Raw genomic sequence first — 25,881 nt, forward strand, 5'->3', positions numbered from 1 at the left:
ATTAAATTCCCGGTTTCGGCGTAACAGGTTGTTGTAATAAGGTTTGCGGCGGCCAGACGCGTTTTGGCAGCCAGGCGGTAAGCAGGATCAGGAGCAAGGCGAAGGCAATCAGCAATAAATAAGCGTCGCTGAGGCTCAATACCTGCGCCTGATGTTTAACCAGCGTGGAAAAATGCGCGATATTTTCCGTGGAGCTGATGCTGCCGTCGGGCAGTAACGGCGCAAAAGTGCTGGCTTCGCTGGCGGAATCGGCGCGCAGCAGCCAGCTTCGACCGGCAGCGCCGTCCAGCAGAATATGCGAGTGGAACTGCTCGCGGTGACTGATAAACCACTCCACCAGCGTACCGGCCGCCACGCTGGAAAAGCCGCGTACGGTGTTAAACATTGCGGAGGCAAACGGACCTTCCGGTGGTAATACCACAGAAGTAGCGCTCATTAGCACTGACAAAATCATCATCGGCTGACCGAACGCCTGCATAATCTGAATCAGCCAGAAGTTCTGACGCGCCCAGTCGCTGGTGATTTGCGAACCCATCAGGCAGGAGGCGGCCATCAGCAGTGCGCCGCAGGTTAGCATCCAGCGGCAGTCGATCCAGCGGATATTGAGCAGCATGGCGATAAAGGGTGCGATCAGCAGCTGCGGCGCGCCGATAGTCAGCGCCAGCGGCGCAAATTGCGCGGTACGAAAGCCTTCAACCTGAGCGAAATAAGCCGACGGCAGCGCCGAACCGGACAGCGCCACCAGCAGCACGCCCGCCAGCGTTAGCAGGCCATGCGTCAGATTAGGACGCGACAGCATTTGCAGGCGGAACAGCGGCAACGGGTGAAACCATTCATTAATAAAAAAGACTACCAGCAGCGCCAGGCTCGCCAGCAGCATTGCCGCAATCAACGGGGAACTCAGCCAGTCGAGGCGTTCTCCCTGATTGAGTACCAGTATCAGCAAAGCTATACCGCTACAGCCGGTCAGCATGCCGAACAGATCGATCTGGCGAAAGCGCTCAAAGCGCGCCGGATCCTGCGGAATACCCCAACCAATCAGCAACATGGCGACCAGCATCGCCGGGATCACCTGCCAGAAGACAAAGGGCCAGCCGACGCTGTCCGTCCAGAGTGCCGCGAGAGAGGCCGCCATATTGGGGCCGAAAGTGGCGGTTAAGGCATAGGCGCTCAGGCCGTAAAGCTTAAGCGGCGGCGGCAAAAAGCGCAGGGCGACTGTCATCAACAGCGGCGGCAGCGCGCCGCCGAAAATGCCTTGCAGCACGCGTAGCGTCAGAAACAGCGGATAGTGCGTGGCGAAGGGCAGCAGTAACGCGGTAACGCCGAAGCCAAGTGCCACGCCAAGGGCGAAGCGTCGCAACGACAGCGTGACGGCAAACCAGGGCGCGATCATCATGGCGGCGACTTCTGCCGCCTGATACCCCGCAATCAGCCAACTGCCCTGAGCATAATCGATGCCCAGCGCCGCGCGAATATCGGCCAGCGCGATGTCGGTGACGCGATCGTTAAGCCCGGAAGCGAGGGCCGCAATCAGCACGCCGACCAGACCCAGCGCCAGACGCAGGGTAAAAGGGTGGGGAGCCGGTGCAGCGGCAGGCTGACCGTTCATAGCAGGTACTCCATAGTGTTTTTTTATTATGGTGTGATGATGTTGTTGCAATTTAGCGAGCGCGCAATCTTACATGGTGAGTAGATGTATTGCAATGTGGTACAGGGTGGGAAAGCGGCATAAAACGCGCTACAGTATCGCCGCCCTTCATGGAAAGAGAACAGCATGTTCATGTCTGATAAACCGCATCATCGCGATGATGAGAAAACGGGCGGCATCCAGGTGATTGCGCGCGCGGCGAATATCCTTAACGCTTTAGGCGAACATCCGGGCGGTATGAGCCTGGGCGAAATTGCGCAGGCGGTGGCGCTGCCACGCTCAACGGTGCAGCGCATTGTGGCCGCGCTAGACGCCGCCCAGATGGTGCGCAGCCACGGCGCAGGCGGCGTACGGCTGGGACCGGCGCTGCTGCGGTTGATCTCCAGCGTGCATACCGATGTTGTGGAAGTCGCGCGTCCGGCCCTTCAGGCACTGTGTGACGCCACCGGCGAAACCGTTTCGCTGGCCCGCGCCAGCGGCATTCAGCTGGCGATTGTCCATTTTATCGTGGCCGATCGCGAACTGCGCGTGGTGCCGAGAATGGGGTTGAATTTACCGCTCTACAGCACGTCCGGCGGCCGCGCGTTGCTGGCGCTGGAAAGCGATGAAGATGTGCGCACGCTGGTCGGCGAATCCTGGGATCCCATCACCGAAAACACCATTAAAACCCTGCCGGAACTGCTGCGGCAGCTGAAAGAGATCCGTAAAACCGGCGTCTCCTTCGATCGCGGCGAAACACTGGAAGGTATCTCAACCATGGGCGTAGCGCTGGATACGCTGCTGGGACGCTTTGCCGTTTCGCTGCTGGTGCCGGCGGCGCGCTTTCACAGGAATGAAGCGCTCTATCGCCATGAAATACTAAGATGTAAAGAGACGATGACGCGTGAAATTGGTAAACATCTGGCGCATGACTGAGGAATAAAGAAAATGACAACCTTGCTGGTGGCAATAGATAACTCGGATCACTCTCGCAAAGTGGTTTCACTGGCGACAGAACAGGCGCGGGCGCTAAACGCGCAGATTATGGTGCTGTGCTGTATCGATCCCGCTTACGCTACCTGCGGCGAGCCGTTGGATATCACCGCTGGTGAGGATCCGGCTGATTTTGGCGCTGCGCTGGATGAGCAAAACACGGCGGAGCTGGTGATTCGTCATGCGCTGGCGCAGCTGCTGGGTGCCGGCATTGAAGCGCGCGGTCGCGTGGTGGCCGGTGAGTCGGCGGAAACCATTGTGGCGCAGGCCGCCGCGCTGGAGGCAAAAATGATTATTATGGGACGGCGTCATCTTTCCCCCTTTAACCGCCTGCTGAAGGGTTCTGTCAGCGCGGCCGTCATTGAGCGCGCCCATTGTCCGGTGCTGGTCGACGTACGGGCGCAGTAGCGCCCTGAAGCAGGAAAAACGTTTTGAGGCATGATTTTGTTATCAGCGCCGCTCTGTTGGCGGCGTTGCTCTTTGGGCTTATCGTCCTGTATCGCTATAAAAAGCTTTCCGTTACCCAGGCTTCGCTGTTGGCCATTGCGGTAATCGTCATTGTCGGCGGCTGGCTGGGCTATCGCACGGTTATTCTGCCGGAAGCGCGTTTGCAGACGCAGATCGAGACGGCGCAGCAACGGCTGGCTCAGCTGCCTGGCTATCGTATTTTACAACGGCAGGAACCCGCGCTGTGGCGGCAGCTTAATGCGGAACTGGTGGCGCAGATGCGCGCCGGGATCGCGCCTGAACAGGCAACGAGCAATTTGCGCGCCATGCTGGGCGATCTGTTGAATCAGCGCATTGGCCGTGCCGGGGATGAAGCGATTAACCGTTATATCGCGCTATCGCTGGAGCAGATGGAAAGCCTGCGCGCGCAAGATGTCCAGCTCTGCTTTCGCTTTCTGTTTCCGCAGGTTAGCGGCGGCGTTAATCTGAACGTGGTGTTGCCCGCCAGCCTGGTGCAGCGGGATTTACGGGAAATTGAACAACTGTTGCAGGACAGCGCCGGGCCTGAGCAGCAAGTCGATCTGGCCGCCGCGCATCAAAACTTAAATAAAGTGGTACAGCAGCTTTATGCCACATGGGGTAATGATTTGCAGTGGCTTAACGCGCCAGCAGACAGCCATGTGAATCGGCAGAAAATGTGCGATATGACCATTGACCTGTATCGCAGCATCCTCGCACTTCCTCCCAAACAATCGGCTAACGTTTTGCGTATGATGCTTAGCGCTAACGCCGGATGACAGACAAAAAAAAGCCCGCAAACAGCGGGCGTTAACAGTCAAATCATTATTATTTATAGTGATAAACCTGGTGGTTGGTACAGACATCATGGCGTCTGAAATGATAATCGCACCTGACAGGCAACCGCACAAAGCGTTAAATTGAATCGATTCAATTGATAAAAGCGTTAATGGAAACGGCGCTTTAAGGGACATTCTGATTGTGCCTCTGGTGCTGCCTGTTAAGATACCACACCAGCATAAGGAAGAGAAATGAAGAGTAAAATTTACGGCGCTCTGGCGCTGTTTTTATTAGCAGGCTGTACGGCCAGCAAACCAGGAGCGTTTGAACGCGTCGATGAAGATCCGGTTTCACATACGGTTCAATATCGATACCATCCTCAGAAAGTGAATAAAACGGCATTGGAAAATGACGTGGCGAATTATTGTAATGCGCAGGGCTTTGATCTGGTTGATCCATTACCCGTGCAGGACAGTCATATACCCGGATTAAAAACCGCCTGGTATCAATGTAATTTCGCGATAAAAGGTTAATAAAGAAAAGGGCGAGAATATTCTCGCCCAATTTTTCCTACCTTATTTTTTATTATATTGCTGTGTGCAGGCTTTGCCCGCCAGGTACGTTACTGTGACGCGCCCGTTTAGAATTTGATTTAACGCCCGCGGTGATGATGCCAGCCGTGATGATGGCCGCGATCATGATGCCATCCCGGCCCGCCGCGATCGTGAGCTATTATACAACCGCTTAGCATGCTGACAATCGCCAGAACAGAGGCACTTTTTATCATTATTCGCATGGTGAACTCCTTCATCTTCTTAATGCCTTTCACTTTACGGCCTAAAAGTGAAGGAATAAGGGCTCGTTTGTAGAGTTAACCAGGCAATTATTTACAAATGTTTCAATGCAATTAAGAGTAGAGATAAGGACCGCGCAAAAATATAGGAATGAACTGAATGGCGGCGGATATTGGCAGGAATTATCCTAAAGGCAATAACCTGCATATTCTCATTCTCATTTGCCGTCCACATTATTTTGACGTGTATCCAGTCGCTATTATCTTTTCGCAGGAATATCGCTGCTGGTGCGTGGGCTTATGAAACTTTATCCGGCAGCATGGCGAAGAATATATAAAATAAACTGTTTGTATATACAGCTATTCATCAATTTTATTACCATCAATAATAGCCAGCACCCGTGATAATAATCTCAGTCGAAATAGCCTTCTTGCCTGGCTGGATTTATTACCTTTTAGAGAAATCCTCTCTGCGACCCTGACGAGGACGATTGGATCACCATCACGTTTTTACCCACCTCGCATTGAGACGCCAGGTAAAGCTGGTAGAGTGAACGCGCTGAATTGTTACTGCATCCGCAGGCAAAACCTGGTTATCCGGCCTGCGCCGGAGATCGGGTTTTTTTGTTTTTGAGGGAAGCATGAAGATCACCAAGGTGCTGAATAACAACGTAGTGGTCGTTCTGGATGAACATCAGTGCGAACAGGTGGTGATGGGGCGCGGGTTAGGCTTCCAGAAACGCATTGGCGACAGCGTCGATAGCCGTAAAATCGAAAAGGTTTTTGCGCGGCAAAACGATGCGTTAGTTGCCCGCTTAACGGAGTTGCTAAGTCAGATCCCGCCGGAGGTGCTGATTGCCTGCGATCGTATTACCGAGCTGGCGCGTCAGCGGCTCGGAAAGCTGCAGGAAAATCTCTGTATTGCGCTTAGTGATCACTGTCATTTTGCCATCGTACGTCATAACGGCAATATTCCACTCCCCAATGCGCTGTTATGGGAAATCAAACAGCTTTATCCCAAAGAGTTCAGCATCGGGCTGGAGGCGCTGGAGATTATTCACCAGCGGCTTGGCGTGCAGCTGGCGGAGGATGAGGCGGGTTTTATTGCGCTGCATCTGGTTAATGCGCAGCTTCATAGCGAAATGCCGGAGGTGATGCATATAACGCGTGTGATGCAGGAGATCCTGCATATTGTTAAGTATCAGCTGCATCTGGAATATGACCAGCAATCGCTTAGCTATCAGCGCTTTGTCACCCATCTGAAATTCTTTGCGCAACGTATGCTGGGGCGCTGCGTAATAGCAGATGATGACGTGAAGCTTTATCTCTCGGTAAAAGAGAATTATCCCAAAGCCTGGCGTTGCACGGAAAAAATTAACCAGCATTTGCATCAGCAATATCAGACTGATTTAACTAACGAAGAGAAGATGTTTCTGGCTATCCATATTGAGCGGGTACGTAAAGAGAATCATCAGACGCTGGTCAATTAATCACAGTTTACATTGGGATTGTTACTGCTGCGGCAGGCAAAACCTGAAAGCAGGCTTTCTGACGGAGGCTTGCTTTCAGGTTTTTTTTATCAGTTATATGTTGCCGCCAGGCAGCCGTCATAAAAGGATTAGGTATGTCGTATCAACAGCTAGCCAGGGAAATTATCAGTGGGGTAGGCGGAAGCGATAATATTATCAGCGTTGTACATTGCGCTACTCGTCTGCGTTTTAAGTTAAAAGACCTCAACCGCGCCGACAGCGAGCAGCTTAAAGCGCATCCGGGCGTCATTATGGTGGTATCAAGCGGCGGGCAGTTTCAGGTAGTTATTGGCAACCATGTGCATGATGTCTATCAGGCAATATGTCAGCAACATGGGCCGGGTGACCAGACCGCGTCTGCCGCCGACGAAGAGAAACAAGGTAATCTTTTTAATCGGCTGATCGACATTATTTCCGCCATTTTCACCCCTTTTCTTGGCGTGATGGCGGGATCGGGAATATTAAAAGGACTGCTGGCGCTCTGTATAGTCTGCGGCTGGCTGACGACCGGGAGCGGCACCTGGCAGCTTTGGTACGCCGCCAGCGATGCGCTGTTTTACTTTTTCCCGCTGGTGCTGGGCTACACCGCCGGTAAAAAATTTGGCGGCAGTCCATTCCTTACGATGGCTATCGGCGGCGCGCTTACGCATCCGTTAATGATTCAGGCATTTGAGGCAAGCAGTCAGCCCGATGCGGCCATTATCAGCTTTATGGGTATGCCCATTACCTTCCTTAATTACAGCTCCTCGGTTATTCCGATTATTTTTGCCGCCTGGGTCAGCTGCTGGCTGGAAAAACAGTGTGGCAAAGTGCTGCCGGCGGCGATCAAAAATTTCTTCACGCCGCTGATCTGTTTGATGGTCACCGTACCGTTAACCTTTCTGTTAATTGGCCCGGCGGCGACCTGGCTCAGCCAGCTGCTGGCTTATGGCTACCAGGGCATTTATGTTTTTGCGCCCTGGCTGGCCGGTCTGGTAATTGGCGGCATCTGGCAGGTATGCGTCATGTTTGGCCTGCACTGGGGACTGGTGCCGTTAATGATGAATAATCTGGCGGTGCTGGGCCATGATTCGCTGGTACCGCTGATTGTGCCTGCGGTAATGGGACAGGTCGGTGCCAGCCTCGGCGTTATGTTACGCACCCGCGATCCGCAGCTGAAAATGCTGGCGGGATCGGGCGCCACCGCGGGTGTTTTTGGTATTACTGAGCCAGCGGTTTATGGCGTTACGCTGCCGAATCGTCGTCCCTTTATTTTTGGCTGTCTCGGCGGCGCATTGGGCGGCTGTGTCGCCGGATTCAGCGGCGCCAGCACATACTCTTTCGGGCTGGCCAGCATTTTCAGCCTGGCGCAGTTTATTCCCTCATCAGGTATTGATGCCAGCGTTTGGGACGCGGCGTTGGGCGCGTTACTGGCGCTGCTGATTGGCTGCATCTTAACGCTTATCGCCGGGTTGCCCATTTCCGCCGGTCAAAAGGCGGCGGTTGCCGTGCCGTCAGCGCAGTCTGTAAAAGACGCTTCCGCGCCCGCCAGTAAGGATTCCGCTACCGCTGACGGTTCTGCTGCTATCTCTTCCTCTTCGACAATCGCCAACGCCGCTCAGGCCGCAGCCTGGACAGCTGACCGCGCGGTGCAGCCTGACGAAATGCTGCTGGCGCCGATAAGCGGCAAGGTCGTGGCGCTGGAGCAGGTGGCCGATGCGACCTTTGCCAGCGGTTTACTGGGCGCTGGCGCGGCGATTGTACCGCAGGATAACTACGTGCTGGCCCCTTTTCATGGCAAGGTCGCTTCGCTGTTTTCTACCCGGCACGCGATCGGCCTGCTGAGCCACAGCGGCGTAGAGGTGCTGATTCATGTGGGTATCGATACCGTCAAACTTAACGGCCAGCACTTTACCGCTTACGTTAAGCCGGGCGACGTCATCAAGCCGGGCGATCTGTTGTTGAAATTCGATCGTCAGGCGATCCAGAACGCCGGTTTCGATCTCACCACGCCGGTCATCATCAGCAACAGCGATGATTACGCAGGCATTGTTAGCCTGGCCTGCGACGAGACGATTCATTCAGGTGCGCCTTTTCTTGGCGTGCAACATCATACAAAGGAGTCAGTATGAAACGTTTTCCAGATAATTTTTTATGGGGCGGCGCCATTGCCGCGAATCAGGTTGAAGGCGCATGGCAGCAGGATGGGAAAGGTCTGTCGACCTCCGACGTTCAGCCACAGGGCATCTTCGGGCCGGTGGTTGAGCGCAAATCGGGCGACAGATCGCTGAAAGATATCGCCATCGATTTTTATCATCGCTATCCGCAGGATATTGCCCTGTTTGCCGAAATGGGTTTCCGTTGCCTGCGCATCTCTATCGCCTGGACGCGTATCTTCCCGCAGGGAGACGAAACCCAGCCGAACGAGGCGGGGCTGGCCTATTATGACCGGCTGTTTGACGAGCTGGCACAGCACGGTATTCAGCCAATGGTCACCTTATCCCACTACGAAATGCCGCTGGGACTGGTGCAAAACTATGGCGGCTGGGGCAATCGCCAACTGATTGAATTTTTCCAGCGCTATGCCCGCACCGTTTTTCAGCGTTACCAGCATAAAGTGAAGCTGTGGCTCACCTTTAATGAGATCAATATGTCGCTGCATGCGCCTTTTACCGGCGTCGGCCTGCCTGCCGACAGCAGTAAAGGCGCGATTTATCAGGCGATTCATCATCAGCTGGTTGCCAGCGCGCTGGCGGTTAAAGCCTGTCACGACATTATCCCGGATGCGCAAATTGGCAATATGCTGCTGGGCGGCCTGATGTATCCGCTGACCTGCAAGCCGGAAGATGTGTTCGAAACGCTGCAACAAAACCGCAGCTGGCAGTTTTTTGGCGATGTCCAGTGCCGTGGCGCCTGGCCGGGCTACATGCTGCGTTATCTACGCGAGCAGGGCATTGAACTGAACATTACCGAAGACGATCGTATCGCGTTGCGTGAAACCGTCGATTTTATCTCTTTTAGTTATTACATGACCGGCTGCGTCACTACCGATGAGGCGCTGAACCAACAAGCGCGCGGCAATATTCTGAGTATGGTGCCCAATCCGCATCTGCCCAGCTCCGAATGGGGTTGGCAGATCGATCCCATTGGTTTGCGTACTTTGCTGAATATGCTGTGGGATCGCTATCAAAAGCCGCTGTTTATTGTGGAAAACGGCCTGGGCGCCAAAGATCGGCCACAGCCTGACGGTACCATTGAAGATGATTATCGCATCAGTTATCTGAACGATCATCTGGTGCAGGTCGCCGAAGCGCTACAGGATGGCGTTGAGGTGATGGGCTATACCAGCTGGGGCCCGATCGATCTGATTAGCGCCTCGAAGGCAGAAATATCCAAGCGTTACGGCTTTATTTATGTCGATCGCGACGACAACGGAGAAGGCAGCCTGACACGCAGCCGCAAAAAAAGCTTTTACTGGTATCAGCAGGTTATCGCCACTCAGGGTGCCAGTCTGAAAGGCTGATTAATTTGCCGGTCGGGTAAAACGCAGGACGCCAATTTCCGCTACAGTTTATGCACGCAAACGGTAGTGAAAAGGAGCCGTAATGAACTGGCAGGTAGAACGCGTTTTACCCATTGAGGCCGAGCTGGGCGAATGTCCGCTGTGGTCAACAACAGAGCAGGCGTTGTGGTTTGTGGATATTTTGGCCCCCGCCATTCACCGCTTCGATCCCGTAAGCGGCGAACACAAGGTTTTTCCACAGCAGGAAGAGGTAGGCTGTATCGGTTTACGTCGCGAAGGCGGGCTGGTGGCGGCGATGCGCAGCGGCGTCTGGTTTCTTGACGAGCAGGGCAGGCCGCAGCGCAAGGTGGCGGACAATCCCGGCGACGCCGATAAAAGCCGCTTTAACGATGGGCGCGTCGATCCTTTTGGCCGCTTCTGGTGCGGCAGCCTGTGGGAGCCGCAGGATCGCAACGGTGGCAAACTCTGCCGTCTCGATAACGATCTCCAGCTGCACGTCATTAATGATGATGTTCAGATTTCCAATGGCCTGGCGTTTTCTCCTGACCGGCGCTGGATGTATCACAGCGACACGCCAAAGCATACGATCTGGCGCTATCCGCTCGATCCGGTGACGGGCGAGCATGGCCAGCGTGAAATTTTCTGTCATTTCAAAAATGGACTACAGCCGGATGGTGCGGCGGTAGATGCGGAAGGCTTCTACTGGTCGGCGCTTTTTGACGGCGGGCGTATCGTACGTATCAATCCCAATACAGCGGCAATTGTTGATGAAATTCCGCTGCCGGTTCGCTGGCCAACCATGGTGGCTTTTGGCGGCGCGGATTTGAAAACGCTTTATATCACCTCCTCGCGCGAAAACCGCACTGCAGAAGAGCTGGCGCAATATCCGTGGTCTGGCAGCCTGCTTGCCGTACGGATGCCGGTGGCCGGTCAACCAGAGCCGCTGTTTGGCTAAATAAAATCGGGCGGGTATTAACCCGCCCGGAAACGTTGTTTTTCTTAGCCCGGACATTGCTCCGACAAGAGATTAACCGCGTTGTAAAGCCGGTTGCATATCCTGAGCTTTATGCGGCATGCGAATAATAATCGACATTATCAGCGAAATAACCAGCAGCGTCATAATCAGGCTGAAGGTGACGGTAAAGCCGCCGAACAGTGAAGCGATAAGCGAACCCAGCACGCTGCCGATCCCAAAGCCGAGATAAATCAGACCGTAGTTTTTAGTCAGGTTATTCAGGCCGAAGAAGTCGCTGACCAGCGAAGGATACACGGTGATGGTGCCGCCAAAGCTAAAGGCGATACAGGCGACGGAAATAAAGAACGTGGTTTCATTCATGCGGGTAAACAGCAGGATGCTCATGCCCACGATAGAGACGATCTGCGCCAGCGTAATCACGCGGATGCGCGCTATTTTGTCTGATAAGACGCCAAGCACCAGACGACCGCTCAGGTTGGCAATCGCGATAATGGTAACCGCAGAGGCGGCAGTTTGCGCGCTAAGATGAACCATGCCTTCGCCAATATCTTTCGCCACGCCAATCACATACAAACCGCTCATGCAGGCCGTTAAAAACATCAGCGTCAGCATCCAGTATTGCGGCATGCGTACGGATTGCGCCAGGCTGAAATCGCGCACGGCCGGTGCGTCTTTTGCCTGAGAAACTTCCTGTTTCGGTGCATCTTTCATCATCAGCGCGGCTGGAATAATCAGCGCCATCGCCAGCCCGCCCCAGATAATAAAGGTGTTTTCGAGGCTGAAATGGGCCAACAGGCCGCTACAGATAAACTTAAAGCCGAGGCTGCCCAGGCCATACGCGCCAATCGCACAGGCTGAGATCACGCCTTTACGTTCCGGGAACCATTTTACGCAGTTTGACAGGGTCATCAGATAACCTGCGCCATCGGCGAGACCAACCAGCACCCCGGCGCTGAGCCACAGCATCATCAGTGAATTTGCCTGCGCCGTAAGATATAAGCCCAGCGCCATCAGCAGTCCGGCGCCGATGGCGACGTTACGCACGCCAAAACGCTCCTGCAGCTTTCCTGCAACTGACGAGGAAACCGCCAGTCCCAGGCTAAGTAAGCCAAACGAGAATGCCACCTGGCTGACCGGCGCATCCAGCTTTTGCGCCAGTTGCCCATTGAACAGGCTCCAGGTATACACCGAGCCCAGCGCAAACTGCATAATGATGGTGCCTGCCAGCGTTAACCAGCGAACGGAATTTGGAACGGTTGAGAGGTTAGTTCTGCTCATTATCTTCTCCCCCAGGGGAATGCCTGAATTAGCCTCAGAATAGAGCGGTTGCGTTATTCAATGGACTAAAAGGGAATGAGTGACTGACAGAACGGAATGAAATGCATTTTTTCCGGCATGAATGGCATTGCAGAGCAGCGAAGAGGCCTGATAAGCGCTGGCCGGAAAGGTTAAAACAGTAGCTTTAGGGTTAATACCTTGTCAAGAGCCTGATAAGCAACGGCAATAATTCTGACACCGATGTTTCTCGCGGTATTTTAATGTTGACGTCGGTAAAGGGCGACATTCAGCCGGTCAAGATAGAACTGACGCAGCGCATTTTCAAGCGGCTGACGGTGTGCAACAGGCCTGGTAGCCAGCCAGCCGTCAACGAAAGGCCGACAAATCAGAAAGGCCTGATTAACCACCTCTGCAGGCGCGGCATTCGTTCCCATCTGCGGCAAAATATGATTATTCAGGCAGTCAGTCATCGGATTGGACTGTGTCAGCGGATCGGCATGAAGCGTGGGAATCATGCCTGACAACAGAAGAAACAGTACGGCGTTATAACGCATAGAAACCTTCCTGAGTTTATTTTTTCTCCGCTTTGCCGCGATAAATCGCAAGCAAACTTCAGAAAACGTTGCAACATATTTCACTGGCGAGATAATTTCCGCAAGAAATTATTATTTGTGCCAGACTTAGTTTTTACATAAGAGGAGGAAATATGAAAGACCGAGCATATGAATCCATTACCAAAGAGGATGAAGTTTGTTTGCTTATCGGTCGCGCTGTTGTTGAACTGAGTGACACCAGTCAGCCGGTTAATAAATCCACGCTTTCGCTGAAACTGCTCTCTATGGCAGATCGTGAAAATGACGACGACCGAGTATTGCTTTACTGGCTTGCAAGGAAAGCGATAAATCAGCCGCATCAGGTGGTTGATCTCAACGCGTTTCGTCAGGCGCGTTAACGCCATATTGGTGGGCAGGGAAGCCTGCTATAAGTCCATCAAAGGTTACCTGTTACCTGCCACGCTAAAGTTTATGTAATTGTCCTGTCTCAGCTTCAATCAGTCTGTAATTCAAAAATAATAAACCGCTTTATTTTAAAATTGAATAAAAAGATGAATGTTTAATCCTTGCTTACTTACTGGATTAACTCTTCCATCCCCCTGGTGCCTGAAAAACTGAACAAATAATTAGCTGCGCTGTTTTTACTCAGAAATTAAATAGGGAGGTTATATTTATCTGAATAATTATATTTGTTGTTATTTTTATTATTCGTCGTTGATACTTTTAATAAAAAATTTCCTGACTTAATATTTATCTAAAGGGAAACATTGATTTAAATTAAGTTTATATCAGAGTGGGCTGCTTTTCTTGTTATTTTAGTTAATTTTAGCACAAGTCACTTCTTTATTTGTTGAAAATAGCTTTCTTATTGGGAAAATAGCGGTTTGGTAACCATCTGCACTGTTAATTTTTAGAAGAAAATTCTTATTTTCTGCAAAATTTCAGATCTTTGAACTGACTTGTTGATCTGTTTTTATTATTTGTTCTACTATGCGGCTGCAAAATCAACGCATCACTTCTCACCAATCCTTCACAAAAAGAGATAATTATGGGCGATTCCTTTCAAAATGAGGTGCCGAAAGCACGTGTAAATATTCGGCTGGATCTGCATACCGGCTCGGCACAAAAAAAAGTAGAGTTACCTTTGAAGTTATTGACAGTTGGGGATTTTAGTCACGGGAAAGAAACCCTGCCAGTTTCGGAAAGAAATAAAATAAACGTCAATAAAAATAACTTTAATAGCGTTCTCGCAGAATTAAATCCAGAAGTTAACCTCTCCGTCAAAAATACGCTTTCTGAAGATGGGTCAGAAGAGAGCGTAAAGCTGAGCTTTACCCATATGAAAGATTTCGAGCCGGAGCAGGTTGCGCGCCAGATGCCGCAGCTACGCGCCATGCTGGCGATGCGCAATCTATTACGCGATCTTAAATCTAATCTTCTGGATAATGTCACTTTCCGCAAAGAGCTGGAAAAAATAATTAAAGATCCCGCACTGACTCAGGAATTACGTGACGAATTAAGTGCCCTTGCCCCGGAATAAACGCAAAGGCGCCTGTTAATGGACTAATAGAGAGAATGCTGATGCCAGTCAATAGCGAAACAAATGCTGCGCAGGGACAAACCACTCTACTGGAAGGCAATGCGCCTGAAGGGGTTTATGCCTCCCTGTTTGAAAAAATCAATCTCAAGCCGGTGTCCGAGATGAGTGCGCTGGACATCTGGCAGGACGCACAGGCGATGTCGGATGCGACCGCGGATGAACGTTTAACGGCGGGGATGCAGGTATTCCTGGAGTGCCTGACAAAATCGGGCTCAAAAGTTGAGAAACTCGACAAAAACCTGATTGACCACCATATCGCGGAACTGGATTACCAGATTAGCCGTCAGCTGGATGCAGTAATGCATAGCGAAGAGTTCCAGGCGGTGGAGAGCTTGTGGCGCGGCGTGAAATCCCTGGTCGACAAAACCGATTTCCGTCAGAACGTGAAGGTGGAGCTGCTGGATATGTCAAAAGAAGACCTGCGTCAGGACTTCGAAGACAGTCCGGAAATCATTCAGAGTGGACTGTATAAACATACATATATCGATGAATATGACACGCCGGGTGGAGAGCCGATCGCTGCGCTGATTTCCGCTTACGAATTTGATGCGTCTGCGCAGGATGTCGCGCTCCTGCGCAACATTTCAAAAGTGTCTGCCGCAGCGCATATGCCGTTTATCGGCTCTGCCGGCCCGAAATTCTTCCTCAAGGACTCAATGGAAAAAGTAGCAGCCATCAAGGATATCGGTAACTACTTTGACCGCGCGGAGTACATCAAGTGGAAATCCTTCCGCGAGACGGACGATGCCCGCTATATCGGTCTGGTGATGCCGCGCGTGTTGGGTCGCCTGCCGTATGGCCCGGATACCGTGCCCGTACGCAGCTTCAACTACGTGGAAGAAGTAAAAGGCCCGGATCACAACAAATACCTGTGGACCAATGCCTCCTTTGCGTTTGCCGCCAACATGGTGCGCAGCTTTATCAATAACGGCTGGTGTGTACAAATTCGTGGCCCGCAGGCTGGTGGCGCCGTTCAGGATCTGCCTATCCATCTGTATGACCTTGGTACGGGTAACCAGGTAAAAATCCCGAGCGAGGTGATGATCCCGGAAACCCGCGAGTTTGAGTTCGCTAACCTGGGCTTTATTCCGCTGTCGTACTACAAAAACCGCGACTACGCCTGCTTCTTCTCGGCCAACTCGACCCAGAAACCGGCCCTCTATGACACCGCCGATGCGACCGCTAACAGCCGTATCAACGCTCGTCTGCCCTATATCTTCCTGCTTTCGCGTATTGCCCACTACCTGAAGCTGATTCAGCGCGAAAACATCGGCACCACCAAGGACCGTCGTCTGCTGGAGCTGGAGCTGAACACTTGGGTGCGCGGACTGGTGACGGAAATGACCGATCCAGGCGATGAACTTCAAGCCTCTCATCCGCTGCGCGATGCGAAAGTTGTGGTGGAAGATATCGAGGATAATCCGGGCTTCTTCCGCGTGAAGCTGTACGCCGTGCCGCACTTCCAGGTGGAAGGGATGGACGTCAGCCAGTTGTACCGGGCGGAGCAACTGCTTACCGCTCTGGCGGGAGTGTTGCAGCGTCTGGAGCTTAAGCATCTGAGCCAGCTCGATACGTTGCGTACCCTGATGCACAACAGTGCTGTCCGGCTGGAAAACAGCGATGGCATAACCAGCACCGGGTCGAACATTCAGCCAGGTATTGTGTTGCCTGCCACCGTGATGAATGATGCGGCAGCATCCACAAGAGACTTTGCTGGTGGACCGGATGAAGATACGCCAGAGAGTGCAGTGAAGTGGGTTTACGTTGCGCAACCGGAACCGCAGTCGAATGTGGAAGTGCTGTCGACAATGCCTGTTCCGGTTAAAAAGTGGAAATCCTTCGCTGCCGGCATGTGTACCATGCTGGTGATAAGCATAGCCTCTGTGTGGAGCTGGCATTTTCTTCACCGGCCAGACTCGCTGCGGACTCAGCTTGCTGCTTCACTGGCTCCGTTCCCTGCGCCCCTCACGTCTGAACAGCTGGGAATGTTGCGACAGCAAACTCCGTTACCGCAGGACCTTATCGCACAGACACAGCAGCAGCTTGCCCGACTGGATAGGTTGCCGCCTGACTGGAATCTTGCTTACAGCCGAAAACTCACACAACAGGCCCAAGAGCTGTGGCCGGAACAGGCTAAACCTCTGGCAAAAAAGTGGCAACAACGACTTAATGCTGCTGCATTACCAACAGAACAACTGGATGGTTGGCATCAGGGGATGATGAAGCTGAAGCAACTGAGTGACAGGCTGAACGGGCTGGATGAACAGAAGGGGAAATACATGACGGTCAGCGAGCTGAAATCTGTGGTATTTTCCACCATGCAGTCATTTAACAAATCGGTACCGGCTGAAGAGCAAATGCGGGTGTTGTTACAAAATCCTGAGAGAGAACCTTTACCTGCTGCTGCCCGGGCTCAACTGGAGATGCATCTGAAACAATTGACAGCTCGCTATGCTGAAATACAAGAAAATGCTGAATCGCCAGGGGCTTAACAGACACCGCAGAGTCATTTAAGATGGCTTAAAGACAGGTGCCCATGAGCGGTAAGCGTTATCCCGAAGAGTTTAAAACTGAAGCAGTCAAACAGGTTATCGATCGCGGTCATTCTGTTTCCAGCGTTGCAACACGTCTTGATATCACCACCCACAGCCTTTACGCCTGGATAAAGAAGTACGGTCCGGATTCTTCCATTAATAAAGAACAGTCAGATGCTCAGACCGAAATCCACCGTCTTCAGAAAGAGCTGAAGCGGGTTAACGACGAACGGGACGGGACATATTAAAAAAAGCCGCGGCGTACTTCGCAAAACTGTCCGACTGAGGTACGCCTTTATCCGCGACAACACCTGTTGCTGGCCTGTTCGCCTGCTCTGTCGGGTGCGGGATGTTCATCCCAGTGGCTTTTACGCCTGGCTTCAGCAGCCGTATTCTCAGCGCCACCAGGCGGATCTGAGACTGACGGGACAGATCAAACAGTTCTGGCTTGAGTCAGGCAGCGTCTATGGTTATCGCAAGCTCCAGCTGGATCTGCGTGACACTGGGCAACAGTGCGGAGTGAACCGGGTCTGGCGGCTGATGAAGCGTGCCGGAATAAAAGCTCAGGTCGGGTACCGGAGCCCGCGGGCACGTAAAGGTGAAGCCAGCATAGTGGCACCCAACAGGCTCCAGCGACAGTTCAATCCGGATGCTCCGGATGAGCGTTGGGTAACGGATATAACCTACATCAGGACCCACGAAGGGTGGCTGTATCTGGCCGTGGTTTTTGATCTGTTCTCACGCAAAGTTATCGGCTGGTCAATGCAATCCCGGATGACAAAGGATATTGTCCTGAACGCACTGCTGATGGCTGTATGGCGGCGTAATCCGCAAAGAAAGGTGCTGGTTCACTCGGATCAGGGCAGTCAGTACACAAGCCATGAGTGGCAGTCGTTCCTGAAATCACACGGCCTGGAGGGGAGTATGAGCCGTCGCGGTAACTGTCACGATAACGCGATTGCAGAAAGCTTTTTCCAGTTACTGAAACGCGAACGGATAAAGAGAAAGATCTATGGAACGCGGGAAGAAGCCCGCAGTGATGTTTTTGATTACATCGAAATGTTTTATAACAGCAGGCGCCGGCATGGTTTGGGTAATCAGATGCCACCTTCTGAATACGAAAACCAGTATTATCAACGACTCGGAAGTGTCTGGATTATCTGTGGTGATTCAAAAAAACCACCGTGCATATGGTGGTTTATCTCTTTGATTTAACAGCTTAAATTTGGTGGCCCCTGCTGGACTTGAACCAGCGACCAAGCGATTATGAGTCCGAAATTGTTTTTAGTAAAAACAGTAAGTTACTGATTTTTAATTTTATTGGTGTGACATATAGCGACATATAGTGACATATAGTGTCATGCGCTGCTGCCATTTTGCTGCCATTAGAGTCGGTTCAATGGGTTTAGGTTGATCGCTTCAAAAAGGTGATCAGGGGCGAAATGTGAATAGCGCATTGTGACCTTAATATCGGTATGTCCTAAGATGCGTTGAAGCACTAAAATGTTCCCGCCGTTCATCATAAAATGAGAGGCGAAAGTATGACGCAGGACATGTGTAAGCTGACCCGCTGGCGTCTCGATCTGTGCCCGCTTTAACGCGGAACGGAAAGCAGCATAACAAGAGGAAAAAAGCGGCTTTGCTTTCCTGCTAGTTGGCAGTTCTTCTAATAAAGAATCGCTAATCGGAACAGCGCGATTTTTCTTGCCTTTCGTTTTAGTAAAGATCACCTTTCCTGCGCGTATCTGATTTCCTTTCAATGACTCCGCCTCACCCCATCTTGCGCCAGTAGCGAGGCACAGCTTTACTACTGCCAAGAGGTCTTTAGAACGACTTTCTTCACATTCTTTTAACAGCGCCCTTATTTCTTCGTTAGTTAGATAAGCCATTTCTGACTCAGAAATTTTATACTCTCTAACATTATCTAATGGATTAGGAGCGGTCCATTCATCCAGGCGACGCAGTTCATTAAATACAGCTCGAAAATATGCAAGTTCAAGGTTGACGGTTCTGGGAGTCACTGTTTTGACACGGTTTGAACGGGTGATTTTTCCTGACAACCGCTGTTCCCGGTATGCTGAAAATATTCGTGCATTAAATTCTGTGGCAAGGGGATCACCCATAGCTTGGCAGGCAAATTCCATGGCATCTTTCCGCTTTTGACCGTCAGATAAAGTAATTCCATGAGCGTTGTACCAAGTTTCAACTAAATCGAAAAGGCGTCTCTTATCAGTCTTTTCCCCAAGCCAAGGCTTGTTTTGAGATTGGTCTTTAACGTGTTTCTCAAATGACAGCGCTTCGCCTTTTGTGGCGAACTGGCGGCGTATGCGTTTGCCATCCCGTCCGTTAGGAAAACCTGAGCCTGCCACTTACATTAGCTAGTTTGTTAACTGCCATAGTCGTTAAAAATACTCAGTTTTTGAAATGACTTTACCTAAAACGGTAATATCTTCTGGAGCGCATTCAAAAGAAGCTGGGCCGTTCTCAATACGTAAACGCTTACCGGGAAGCCTGTTAACTTTCCTGACGCTCAAAAATCCATCAATTTTAATCAGCCAAACTCCGTCGTTGATTTCCCCACTAAACTCATCAGCCAAATAAAACGAGTTTTCAAACCCCACCATAAATGGATTCGTAGTGTCAGAAGGGACTAAGTGAGCGTCATAGCGGATTTCTTCGCAAGACGTTAAAACCCCATCTGAGATTTGCTTTAATTTCAAACGAAATCCATTGTCGCTGCTATCAGCTATTGTCGGTTCACCTTGGCCTGTTGCAAGCCAGAGCAGCGAAGCACCTGTATCAAGATGGCAAGCTATTAGCCAGTCGTGTGGAAAAGTGTCACGCATCCAGCGGTTTGCCATCGTGCTTTGCGAAATCCCTAGATGAGTGCATAAAGCCTGCCTTGTGCTAAACCCGTATGCCTGGAGGATGCGCATAATTGCTTCTTTCCCTCCACCTTGAGATGAAAAATTGTATGCTGTGATCTCTTCTGTGGTGTTTTTATCGTTTGACATGTTTTAATTGAGATCCTATCATCGCGTTTGTGATGTATGCCATATAGTGACATATAGTGACATATAGAGACATCGTTTAACCCAAAAGGGGATATTGCATCATGAAACATGATTTTTCAATGCGACCAAATCTCAACTTTGTGATTTCAGAGCCTTTCATCTCATTAGATGAATACTGCCGCCGCACCGGTATCTGTAAACGTACCGCACGTAAGATGTGCAATGAAAACCGCTTACCTATCAGGAAGAAAGAAGGTGCTAACGGTCTTATTGAAGTGAACATGCTGGCACTGATTGTTGAGGCTGCCGGCAGTTACCAAATCACAATGCAGTCGTAATGGACCCATATTGGGATATAGAAAGGGAAAGTTCATGTTTGATTTCCGTGTTTCCACACATAGCCATTTTGATGAAGCCTGCCGGGCATTTGCGGCAAAGCACAATATCATCCAGCTGGCTAAGAAAGCGGGTCTGAATCCGCAGACCATCAGCAACAAGCTGAACCCGGAACAGGTGCATCAGCTTACGGTTCGGGAAATGCTGATCCTTACCGACCTGACCGAAGATGCAACGCTGGTTGATGGGATGCTGGCACAGCTGCAGTGCCTGCCATGTGTGCCGGTTAATGAAGTGGCGCAGGAAAAATTATCTTCTTACGTCCTCAAAGCCACTGCAGAAGTAGGGCAGCTGGCCGCCGCTGCAGTTGTTCAGGACAAAATCACAACGTCCTGCCGCCGTGGCTTAATTCAGAACGTAAACAGCGGTATTCGCTGTCTGACGCTGGCCGCAATGGCCGTACAGACGCGCATTCATTCAAACCCGACGCTTGCCAGCACCGTGGACGCTATCAGCGGTCTTGGCGCCTCGATCGGTATCAGCTGAGGTAAGCATGGCATTTTCAGTGGCCCCTCTGCTGAAGCAGCAAAGCCCGTCACCCTCTTACGGTCATGGCTGGATAATGGGGCAGGACGGCAGGCGCTGGCACCCGTCAAATAACCAGGCGGAACTGCTGGCAGGTTTAACCGGAAACGGGAGAAAGAAAAAATGGCAATTGAAGGTGAAGACATTGCTGTTCAGTTAAGTGCCGGTCAGCGTGTTAACGGCCTGAATCACATTGCGGCTATCCGCACGAAATTGTGGGGTGATAACTGCGGTAATGAGCTGAAGCGTTTTATGGCTGATATGCGCGACAAGCGCGATACGCAGTACGAGCAGAACAAAAGGGCATTAGGCGCAATTTTCTTTCTGGCAAATATCCGGTCAGAACGTCATGACGTTGAATTTGATGAACTGACGAGTGATGAAAAATACGCGCTGATAAGTGCAATGAATCATATTCGTGCAGTCGTGAGTTTATTTCCCAAAAAACTGACGTTACCTAATTAATTAACCCAACGAAATTAAATGGCGTAAACCCGCCGGGCATTCTTTTGCCCAAATTCTGGAGAAAGAAATATGCGAAATATTGAAACCCGTAGTTTTGAAGCTGATACAGACGCAATGGTGGCACTGCTCAATAAGGCACGCAACGAGGAACGCAAAGAGCGTGCGCTGCGCGTTTCTGAGCGTCTTGTTGCGCTTGCCCTTCATATTCATCAGAAGGAGCTGAACGGCATTGAAGCGGCAGAGCTTATCCGCCAGGAAGCTGCACGTTATGAAAGCGAATCACAGGAGCTGCACTGATGAGCGACTCAATGGACCGCGTACAGGAACGTGTGCAGGAAGAACTGGCGCGCCATCTTTATAAGGCGACCAGTCGCCCCGTTCACGTCAGCAAATTTTTTTGCGAAGAATGTGATGCCGCGATCCCGGAAGCGCGCCGCCGCGCAATTCAGGGCGTGCAGTGTTGTGTCACCTGCCAGGAAATCGCAGAGCTGAAAAATCGCCACTACCGGGGCGGCCTCTGATGCAGAAAGAATACGCTTACCCGTGGAACGCTCCACGGGAAGCGGTTAACCCGCGCTTGAAAACAACTGAGCCGGTACCGGCATCAGCGCTTTCAACCCTTATCACTCTTTACGCTGCTGACGGGAAGCACGAACAGCTGCGCCGCGAAGCACAGAGTGATGAGGCATGGAATCGCTTTTTTTATAACGAGTCCCGCGATCCCGTCTTACGTGAAATGGCGCAGGATAATCTGGTCAGCCGCGCCAGAATGGCCCACGAACAGCAGCGCTTCAATCCCGATCTGGTTATTCTGGCTGACGTAAACGCCGAACCTGCCCACATCAGCAAACCGCTGATGGAGCGCATTAACTATTTCCAGCGCCTGGACAAGCCCAAAGCCTATTCCCGTTATCTGAATGAAACCATCAGGCCATGCCTGGAAAGGTTGTCCCGCGTGCGTGACAGTCAGGTGTCTGCGTCGTTCCGGTTTATGGCAAGCCATGACGGTCTGGAAGGGCTGCTGGTGCTGCCTGAAATGAATCAGCATCAGGTCAAGCGCCTGTCCACGCTGGTTGCGGCACACATGAGCATGTGTCTGGATGCGGCCAGTAGCGATCTGTTTGTTGCCGATGAGGTTAAACCGGAACAGATTCGCCAGGCATGGGAAAGGGTGGCCGCTGAAGCCATGCGGCTGGACGTCATCCCGCCCGCCTGGGACCAGCTGCGCCGTAAAAAGCGCCGCCGTAAGCCCGTTCCTTATGACCTTATTCCGCCGTCGCTGGCCCGTATGCTGTGCGCGGACTGGTGGTATCGCAAGCTGTGGCAAATGCGCTGCGAGTGGCGGGAGGAACAGCTGCGCGCCGTATGCCTGGTCAACAAAAAAGCCTCCCCGTATGTCAGCTATGAAGCCGTGATCCACAAACGCGAGCAGCGCCGGAAATCGCTTGAGTTCTTCCGCTCGCATGAACTGGTTAATGAAAGCGGCGACACGCTGGATATGGAAGACGTGGTGAACGCCAGCAACAGTAACCCCGCACACCGCCGTAATGAAATGATGGCCTGCGTTAAGGGGCTGGAGCTTATCGCGGAAATGCGCGGCGACTGCGCCGTGTTCTATACCATCACCTGCCCGTCACGCTTCCACGCCACCCTGAGCAACGGCAGACCTAATCCGAAGTGGACCAGTGAAACGGTCCGCCAGAGCAGTGATTATCTGGTTGATACGTTTGCCGCGTTCCGCAAGGCCATGCATAAGGCCGGTCTGCGCTGGTATGGCGTCCGCGTTGCTGAACCGCACCATGACGGCACCGTACACTGGCATTTGCTGTGCTTTATGCGCAAGAAAGAACGCCGCTCAATTACGGCGCTGCTGCGTAAGTTCGCCATTCGAGAAGATCGTGCGGAGCTGGGAAACAATACCGGACCGCGCTTTAAGTCTGAACTGATTAACCCCAAAAAAGGCAGCCCGACCAGCTACATTGCCAAATACATCAGCAAGAACATCGACGGGCGCGGACTGGCTGGCGAAATCAGCAAAGAAACCGGTAAATCACTGCGTGACAATGCGGAAAACGTAAACGCATGGGCATCGCTGCACCGCGTGCAGCAGTTCCGTTTCTTTGGTATTCCGGGGCGTCAGGCTTACCGGGAGCTGCGCCTGCTGGCAAGTCAGAGCAACCGCATGGCCGGTGATAAAAAGCCGGGCGCGCCGGTGCTTGAAAACGCCAGTCTGGACGCGGTGCTGGCCGCTGCTGATGTGGGTTGCTTCGCCACCTACATTATGAAACAGGGCGGCGTGCTGGTTCCCCGCAAGCATCACCTCATCCGAACGGCTTATGAGCTTAATGAAGAACCGAGCGCCTACGGCGATCACGGCATTCGCATTTATGGTATCTGGTCACCACTTATTGAGGGCAAAATTTGCACGCACGCGGTTAAGTGGAAAATGGTTCGTAAGGCCGTTGACCTTCAGGAGGCTTCAGCCGACCAGGGCGCTAGCGCCCCTTGGACTCGTGGCAATAACTGTCCCCCTGTAGAAAATTTAAACATTACAGGGGGCGATCTGCCCGGTAAAGAAGGGCCGGAACCGTGCCCGGACTTCCTGACCATGAGCAAGAAAGAACTGCGTGAACTGCGGGCAAGGATGCAGCAGGTGAAACCGAAGCGGAGAAAAGGCTACAAACAGGAAATTACTGACAGTCAGCGGCTGCAACTGGAAGCAGAGCTGAAAATCAGGGGATTTGACGGGAGTGAAAAAGAAATCGACCTGCTGTTACGTGGCGGCAGCATACCGTCCGGCGCAGGACTGCGGATTTTTTACCGCAACCAGCGTCTGCAGGAGGATGATAAGTGGCGGCAATGGTCTTAGCTGGCCTGGTTATAACCCACTAATCCTTATGAGATTTAAAATCAGGGAATTGTAAGATTTATCCCATAGTGAGATAAAAAATCATTTTAAAATCCGCCAGAAAAACTATACTGTATTTATGTACAGTGGTTGAGTGGAGGGGGAAAAGTGCAGGATTTACTTGAAGAATCGGTTCAATTGCAACGTATTGATTTAGTTGCCCGACTTATTAATGCGGCTGACTGCAACAGGAGTGATAAAGAGCTGGCTGTGGCATGGATTGCAGAGCTGACAACGTGTCTGCTGACAAGACTTGATGAATACGATCGGATAACAGAACGCAGCCAGCATTAACAGGGAGAACCAGCTATGCAAGTTGAAATCATGATTGATAAAGAGCAAAAAATCAGCCAGGCAACATTGGACGCGCTGGAAGCTGAATTGCTTAAAAATTTGCACCCCCACTATCCCGCAATGGCTGTTCGTATCCGAAGGTGCAGTGCAACCAGCGTGCAGCTGAACGGCCTGAGACAGGATGAAGATAAAAAGAACATAATGAATATTCTTCAGGCCGTCTGGGAAGATGACAGCTGGCTGCATTAAGTGAACGCCGACCGCGTTAAAACTTGCTTTTTGCGCGGACGGGGTTGAACAACGAGCAGAGCGAGGCGTTAGTGCATGACTATGCCGCATGAAAACGCATGATCCGCAGAGGATCGCAAATGCCTGGGCCCGCCAGTAATGGCGGGCCTTTGCGTATCTCATGCACCTGCATGAAAACCACTACATAAAGCGGGCAGGCGTGGCGGGGGTACGAGCGCGCGCTGGCGGGTTGAGTTATGCCCGTTAAGCTGCCTGTGCAGGCCGCTGCCATGTTGTTTTTTTTGGTGCTGAGGCGTGCGGCAAAAAAGAAAGCGCCTCGCAGAATGCTGCTGATGCGCTTCAATGAGGCCTGCTAATGTGCAGGAATTGCGTACGAACTTATCTATGGCTTAATAAAAAAATATTGAGTTCGTACCAGGATTGGCTATAGATTTTATGTCTGTCACAAGTTGCATTGATAGGTAGTCAGGCTTGAAAAGGTTCTGCTAAAGTCCCATTAAAGATTTATAGTCTTTGTCCGAAAATGACATTAAAGTAACTCACCTTTTATGCCGTTATTAAGGATAGAGAATTGAACTTAGAGCAGATTGCCAGTCTAAGCATCAGTAATCTTCAGATGCTGTTGGACAACATGAAGATGCCGCTAGCCGTCGGCCCTATCAACGACGAAGACTATGCAATCTTAACTTCCGGTTATGCCCAGCTTGAGTGGGATCATGGCTTTTCACGTTATGGGAACCGGGATGATAAGTTTGAGTTTTGTCTGAAACTTTTGGCAGGTCCGTTAAAGCATATTCCATCTGGCGCGGCTTTGTGTACCTTTGATGAGGAAAGCGGCGTCATAGAGATCCACTTTGTGGAATCCTTTGTGAAGGATGATGATGTTGCTCATCCCCTCTACGGGAACATGTTCATGATAACACTCTGGGGCGTATACCTGTTCGGTTCTGCCGTCGGTTGTAGCGAGATCCACATCCCCGAGGCGTTGAATCATAAAGTGGCGTGCCACTACAAAAAATTTGGTTTCGAAGGTGACATAAATCTGCTTTCGGCACCATTTGCTACAATTAGTGATGTAGTTCGGCGTTACATTACTTCTAACAAACAGTAGATAATTTTTTGCGCAGTGATAGAATGCTGCGCCTGACATCCACAACCGGATGACGAGGCTTGGCCTCTAAGAGGAAATCATGACTATGACGCATAGTGACAAGAAAACTCAGAAGCACTACTCAGTAACTGACGTTTTCACCCGTATGGGCGTCGCAATGGAAGAACTACTTCAAGCGGCTCCACATATGCTACAGGACGGCAAGTTTGAAGGGAATGAGCTGCATGGCAAGCTCAAAGAAAAGCAGAAAGCTGCTTAATTCCATAATGCGTTTTGCATGAAGCCCGG

At 51.5% G+C, this 25,881-nt stretch carries 26 protein-coding genes and 2 pseudogenes; 23 read left to right on the forward strand and 5 right to left on the reverse strand.

Going from position 1 to position 25,881, the window contains the following annotated elements; translation table 11 throughout:
* Position 1: 1 nt before the first annotated feature.
* A complete protein-coding gene (locus P3C52_RS05330) occupies positions 2-1,609 on the reverse strand; it encodes an MFS transporter (protein ID WP_275554155.1) in 1,608 nt (535 codons plus the stop codon).
* A gap of 171 nt (positions 1,610-1,780) precedes the next feature.
* On the opposite strand from P3C52_RS05330, the gene P3C52_RS05335 reads away from it, so the two are divergent.
* From P3C52_RS05335 to P3C52_RS05370, 8 genes are all read left to right on the forward strand, one after another.
* The gene (locus P3C52_RS05335) at positions 1,781-2,563 is read left to right on the forward strand and encodes an IclR family transcriptional regulator (protein WP_275554156.1); all 783 of its coding nucleotides are present in this window, start codon (positions 1,781-1,783) and stop codon (positions 2,561-2,563) included.
* Positions 2,564-2,575: 12 nt separating this feature from the next.
* On the forward strand, positions 2,576-3,028 hold the full coding sequence (locus P3C52_RS05340) for a universal stress protein (RefSeq protein WP_275554157.1): 453 nt from the start codon (positions 2,576-2,578) through the stop codon (positions 3,026-3,028).
* A gap of 23 nt (positions 3,029-3,051) precedes the next feature.
* Entirely contained in the window at positions 3,052-3,864 is an 813-nt protein-coding gene (locus P3C52_RS05345) for a hypothetical protein (RefSeq protein WP_275554158.1), read from the forward strand.
* 252 nt (positions 3,865-4,116) lie between these two features.
* Positions 4,117-4,398 (forward strand): hypothetical protein, encoded by a 282-nt coding sequence (locus tag P3C52_RS05350; RefSeq protein WP_275554159.1) that lies wholly within the window; start codon positions 4,117-4,119, stop codon positions 4,396-4,398.
* Positions 4,399-5,299: 901 nt separating this feature from the next.
* On the forward strand, positions 5,300-6,148 hold the full coding sequence (bglG, locus tag P3C52_RS05355; protein ID WP_275554160.1) for a transcriptional antiterminator BglG: 849 nt from the start codon (positions 5,300-5,302) through the stop codon (positions 6,146-6,148).
* Between the two features lie 134 nt (positions 6,149-6,282).
* Positions 6,283-8,298: a PTS beta-glucoside transporter subunit IIABC gene (gene bglF, locus P3C52_RS05360; protein WP_275554161.1), complete on the forward strand. Its 2,016-nt coding sequence runs from the start codon at positions 6,283-6,285 to the stop codon at positions 8,296-8,298.
* Positions 8,295-9,689 (forward strand): 6-phospho-beta-glucosidase, encoded by a 1,395-nt coding sequence (gene ascB / locus P3C52_RS05365; RefSeq protein WP_275554162.1) that lies wholly within the window; start codon positions 8,295-8,297, stop codon positions 9,687-9,689. The genes bglF and ascB overlap by 4 nt, the downstream gene beginning before the upstream one ends.
* Before the next feature lie 82 nt (positions 9,690-9,771).
* Positions 9,772-10,644 carry an SMP-30/gluconolactonase/LRE family protein gene (locus tag P3C52_RS05370; protein WP_275554163.1) on the forward strand — a complete coding sequence of 291 codons (873 nt, stop codon included), beginning with the start codon at positions 9,772-9,774 and terminating at the stop codon, positions 10,642-10,644.
* Positions 10,645-10,716: 72 nt separating this feature from the next.
* Here the strand turns inward: P3C52_RS05370 and P3C52_RS05375 are convergent, their stop codons facing one another.
* Together P3C52_RS05375 and P3C52_RS05380 are read right to left on the reverse strand one after the other, a co-directional pair.
* Positions 10,717-11,943 carry an OFA family MFS transporter gene (locus P3C52_RS05375; protein ID WP_275554164.1) on the reverse strand — a complete coding sequence of 409 codons (1,227 nt, stop codon included), beginning with the start codon at positions 11,941-11,943 and terminating at the stop codon, positions 10,717-10,719.
* Positions 11,944-12,200: 257 nt separating this feature from the next.
* Entirely contained in the window at positions 12,201-12,497 is a 297-nt protein-coding gene (locus P3C52_RS05380) for a hypothetical protein (protein ID WP_275554165.1), read from the reverse strand.
* Positions 12,498-12,649: 152 nt separating this feature from the next.
* Between P3C52_RS05380 and P3C52_RS05385 the strand changes: the two genes are divergently transcribed.
* From P3C52_RS05385 to P3C52_RS05400, 4 genes and pseudogenes are all read left to right on the forward strand, one after another.
* On the forward strand, positions 12,650-12,895 hold the full coding sequence (locus tag P3C52_RS05385) for a hypothetical protein (protein ID WP_275554166.1): 246 nt from the start codon (positions 12,650-12,652) through the stop codon (positions 12,893-12,895).
* Between the two features lie 650 nt (positions 12,896-13,545).
* Entirely contained in the window at positions 13,546-14,037 is a 492-nt protein-coding gene (gene tssB / locus P3C52_RS05390) for a type VI secretion system contractile sheath small subunit (RefSeq protein ID WP_275554167.1), read from the forward strand.
* 35 nt (positions 14,038-14,072) lie between these two features.
* On the forward strand, positions 14,073-16,589 hold the full coding sequence (tssC, locus tag P3C52_RS05395; RefSeq protein ID WP_275554168.1) for a type VI secretion system contractile sheath large subunit: 2,517 nt from the start codon (positions 14,073-14,075) through the stop codon (positions 16,587-16,589).
* A 44-nt stretch (positions 16,590-16,633) separates the two neighbouring features.
* Positions 16,634-17,846 (forward strand): annotated as a pseudogene (locus tag P3C52_RS05400) (IS3 family transposase).
* A 170-nt stretch (positions 17,847-18,016) separates the two neighbouring features.
* Here P3C52_RS05400 and P3C52_RS05405 read toward each other — a convergent pair.
* A pseudogene (locus tag P3C52_RS05405) lies at positions 18,017-19,028 on the reverse strand (tyrosine-type recombinase/integrase).
* 5 nt (positions 19,029-19,033) lie between these two features.
* On the reverse strand, positions 19,034-19,645 hold the full coding sequence (locus P3C52_RS05410; RefSeq protein ID WP_275554170.1) for a phage repressor protein CI: 612 nt from the start codon (positions 19,643-19,645) through the stop codon (positions 19,034-19,036).
* A gap of 101 nt (positions 19,646-19,746) precedes the next feature.
* Between P3C52_RS05410 and P3C52_RS05415 the strand changes: the two genes are divergently transcribed.
* The 11 genes from P3C52_RS05415 (at position 19,747) to P3C52_RS05465 (ending at position 25,852) form a co-directional block, all read left to right on the forward strand.
* Positions 19,747-19,983: a regulator gene (locus P3C52_RS05415; RefSeq protein ID WP_275554171.1), complete on the forward strand. Its 237-nt coding sequence runs from the start codon at positions 19,747-19,749 to the stop codon at positions 19,981-19,983.
* Between the two features lie 34 nt (positions 19,984-20,017).
* Positions 20,018-20,527, forward strand: a complete 510-nt coding sequence (locus tag P3C52_RS05420; protein ID WP_275554172.1) for a phage regulatory CII family protein — start codon at positions 20,018-20,020, stop codon at positions 20,525-20,527.
* 7 nt (positions 20,528-20,534) lie between these two features.
* Positions 20,535-20,726 carry a phage filamentation protein Fil family protein gene (locus P3C52_RS05425; protein ID WP_084971022.1) on the forward strand — a complete coding sequence of 64 codons (192 nt, stop codon included), beginning with the start codon at positions 20,535-20,537 and terminating at the stop codon, positions 20,724-20,726.
* On the forward strand, positions 20,690-21,031 hold the full coding sequence (locus P3C52_RS05430; protein ID WP_242190489.1) for a DUF5347 domain-containing protein: 342 nt from the start codon (positions 20,690-20,692) through the stop codon (positions 21,029-21,031). The genes P3C52_RS05425 and P3C52_RS05430 overlap by 37 nt, the downstream gene beginning before the upstream one ends.
* A 69-nt stretch (positions 21,032-21,100) precedes the next feature.
* On the forward strand, positions 21,101-21,328 hold the full coding sequence (locus tag P3C52_RS05435) for a DUF2732 family protein (protein ID WP_241700218.1): 228 nt from the start codon (positions 21,101-21,103) through the stop codon (positions 21,326-21,328).
* Entirely contained in the window at positions 21,328-21,552 is a 225-nt protein-coding gene (locus P3C52_RS05440; protein WP_084971028.1) for a TraR/DksA family transcriptional regulator, read from the forward strand. The genes P3C52_RS05435 and P3C52_RS05440 overlap by 1 nt, the downstream gene beginning before the upstream one ends.
* Entirely contained in the window at positions 21,552-23,900 is a 2,349-nt protein-coding gene (locus tag P3C52_RS05445; protein WP_275554173.1) for a replication endonuclease, read from the forward strand. The genes P3C52_RS05440 and P3C52_RS05445 overlap by 1 nt, the downstream gene beginning before the upstream one ends.
* 147 nt (positions 23,901-24,047) lie before the next feature.
* Positions 24,048-24,233, forward strand: a complete 186-nt coding sequence (locus P3C52_RS05450) for a hypothetical protein (RefSeq protein WP_084971032.1) — start codon at positions 24,048-24,050, stop codon at positions 24,231-24,233.
* A gap of 15 nt (positions 24,234-24,248) precedes the next feature.
* The gene (locus P3C52_RS05455) at positions 24,249-24,482 is read left to right on the forward strand and encodes a DinI-like family protein (protein ID WP_275554174.1); all 234 of its coding nucleotides are present in this window, start codon (positions 24,249-24,251) and stop codon (positions 24,480-24,482) included.
* A 571-nt stretch (positions 24,483-25,053) separates the two neighbouring features.
* Complete coding sequence (locus tag P3C52_RS05460) at positions 25,054-25,593, forward strand: hypothetical protein (protein WP_275554175.1); 540 nt, start codon at positions 25,054-25,056, stop codon at positions 25,591-25,593.
* 85 nt (positions 25,594-25,678) lie between these two features.
* Positions 25,679-25,852, forward strand: a complete 174-nt coding sequence (locus tag P3C52_RS05465) for a hypothetical protein (RefSeq protein ID WP_275554176.1) — start codon at positions 25,679-25,681, stop codon at positions 25,850-25,852.
* The last annotated feature ends 29 nt before the right edge of the window (positions 25,853-25,881 follow it).

It is taken from the genome of Mixta sp. Marseille-Q2659 (genome assembly GCF_940807255.1).
Lineage (GTDB): Bacteria > Pseudomonadota > Gammaproteobacteria > Enterobacterales > Enterobacteriaceae > Mixta.

Excerpts from the sequence above, each read along its gene's own strand:
- P3C52_RS05415 (WP_275554171.1), top strand. The coding sequence starts at position 19,747 with ATGAAACATGATTTTTCAATGCGACCAAATCTCAACTTTGTGATTTCA.
- bglF (WP_275554161.1), top strand. The coding sequence starts at position 6,283 with ATGTCGTATCAACAGCTAGCCAGGGAAATTATCAGTGGGGTAGGCGGA.
- P3C52_RS05380 (WP_275554165.1), bottom strand. The coding sequence starts at position 12,497 with ATGCGTTATAACGCCGTACTGTTTCTTCTGTTGTCAGGCATGATTCCC.
- P3C52_RS05330 (WP_275554155.1), bottom strand. The coding sequence starts at position 1,609 with ATGAACGGTCAGCCTGCCGCTGCACCGGCTCCCCACCCTTTTACCCTG.
- P3C52_RS05335 (WP_275554156.1), top strand. The coding sequence starts at position 1,781 with ATGTCTGATAAACCGCATCATCGCGATGATGAGAAAACGGGCGGCATC.
- P3C52_RS05375 (WP_275554164.1), bottom strand. The coding sequence starts at position 11,943 with ATGAGCAGAACTAACCTCTCAACCGTTCCAAATTCCGTTCGCTGGTTA.
- bglG (WP_275554160.1), top strand. The coding sequence starts at position 5,300 with ATGAAGATCACCAAGGTGCTGAATAACAACGTAGTGGTCGTTCTGGAT.
- P3C52_RS05435 (WP_241700218.1), top strand. The coding sequence starts at position 21,101 with ATGCGAAATATTGAAACCCGTAGTTTTGAAGCTGATACAGACGCAATG.
- P3C52_RS05465 (WP_275554176.1), top strand. The coding sequence starts at position 25,679 with ATGACGCATAGTGACAAGAAAACTCAGAAGCACTACTCAGTAACTGAC.
- P3C52_RS05385 (WP_275554166.1), top strand. The coding sequence starts at position 12,650 with ATGAAAGACCGAGCATATGAATCCATTACCAAAGAGGATGAAGTTTGT.
- tssC (WP_275554168.1), top strand. The coding sequence starts at position 14,073 with ATGCTGATGCCAGTCAATAGCGAAACAAATGCTGCGCAGGGACAAACC.
- P3C52_RS05440 (WP_084971028.1), top strand. The coding sequence starts at position 21,328 with ATGAGCGACTCAATGGACCGCGTACAGGAACGTGTGCAGGAAGAACTG.
- P3C52_RS05430 (WP_242190489.1), top strand. The coding sequence starts at position 20,690 with ATGGCAATTGAAGGTGAAGACATTGCTGTTCAGTTAAGTGCCGGTCAG.
- P3C52_RS05410 (WP_275554170.1), bottom strand. The coding sequence starts at position 19,645 with ATGTCAAACGATAAAAACACCACAGAAGAGATCACAGCATACAATTTT.
- ascB (WP_275554162.1), top strand. The coding sequence starts at position 8,295 with ATGAAACGTTTTCCAGATAATTTTTTATGGGGCGGCGCCATTGCCGCG.
- P3C52_RS05445 (WP_275554173.1), top strand. The coding sequence starts at position 21,552 with ATGCAGAAAGAATACGCTTACCCGTGGAACGCTCCACGGGAAGCGGTT.
- P3C52_RS05340 (WP_275554157.1), top strand. The coding sequence starts at position 2,576 with ATGACAACCTTGCTGGTGGCAATAGATAACTCGGATCACTCTCGCAAA.
- P3C52_RS05370 (WP_275554163.1), top strand. The coding sequence starts at position 9,772 with ATGAACTGGCAGGTAGAACGCGTTTTACCCATTGAGGCCGAGCTGGGC.
- P3C52_RS05420 (WP_275554172.1), top strand. The coding sequence starts at position 20,018 with ATGTTTGATTTCCGTGTTTCCACACATAGCCATTTTGATGAAGCCTGC.
- P3C52_RS05425 (WP_084971022.1), top strand. The coding sequence starts at position 20,535 with ATGGCATTTTCAGTGGCCCCTCTGCTGAAGCAGCAAAGCCCGTCACCC.
- P3C52_RS05455 (WP_275554174.1), top strand. The coding sequence starts at position 24,249 with ATGCAAGTTGAAATCATGATTGATAAAGAGCAAAAAATCAGCCAGGCA.
- tssB (WP_275554167.1), top strand. The coding sequence starts at position 13,546 with ATGGGCGATTCCTTTCAAAATGAGGTGCCGAAAGCACGTGTAAATATT.
- P3C52_RS05350 (WP_275554159.1), top strand. The coding sequence starts at position 4,117 with ATGAAGAGTAAAATTTACGGCGCTCTGGCGCTGTTTTTATTAGCAGGC.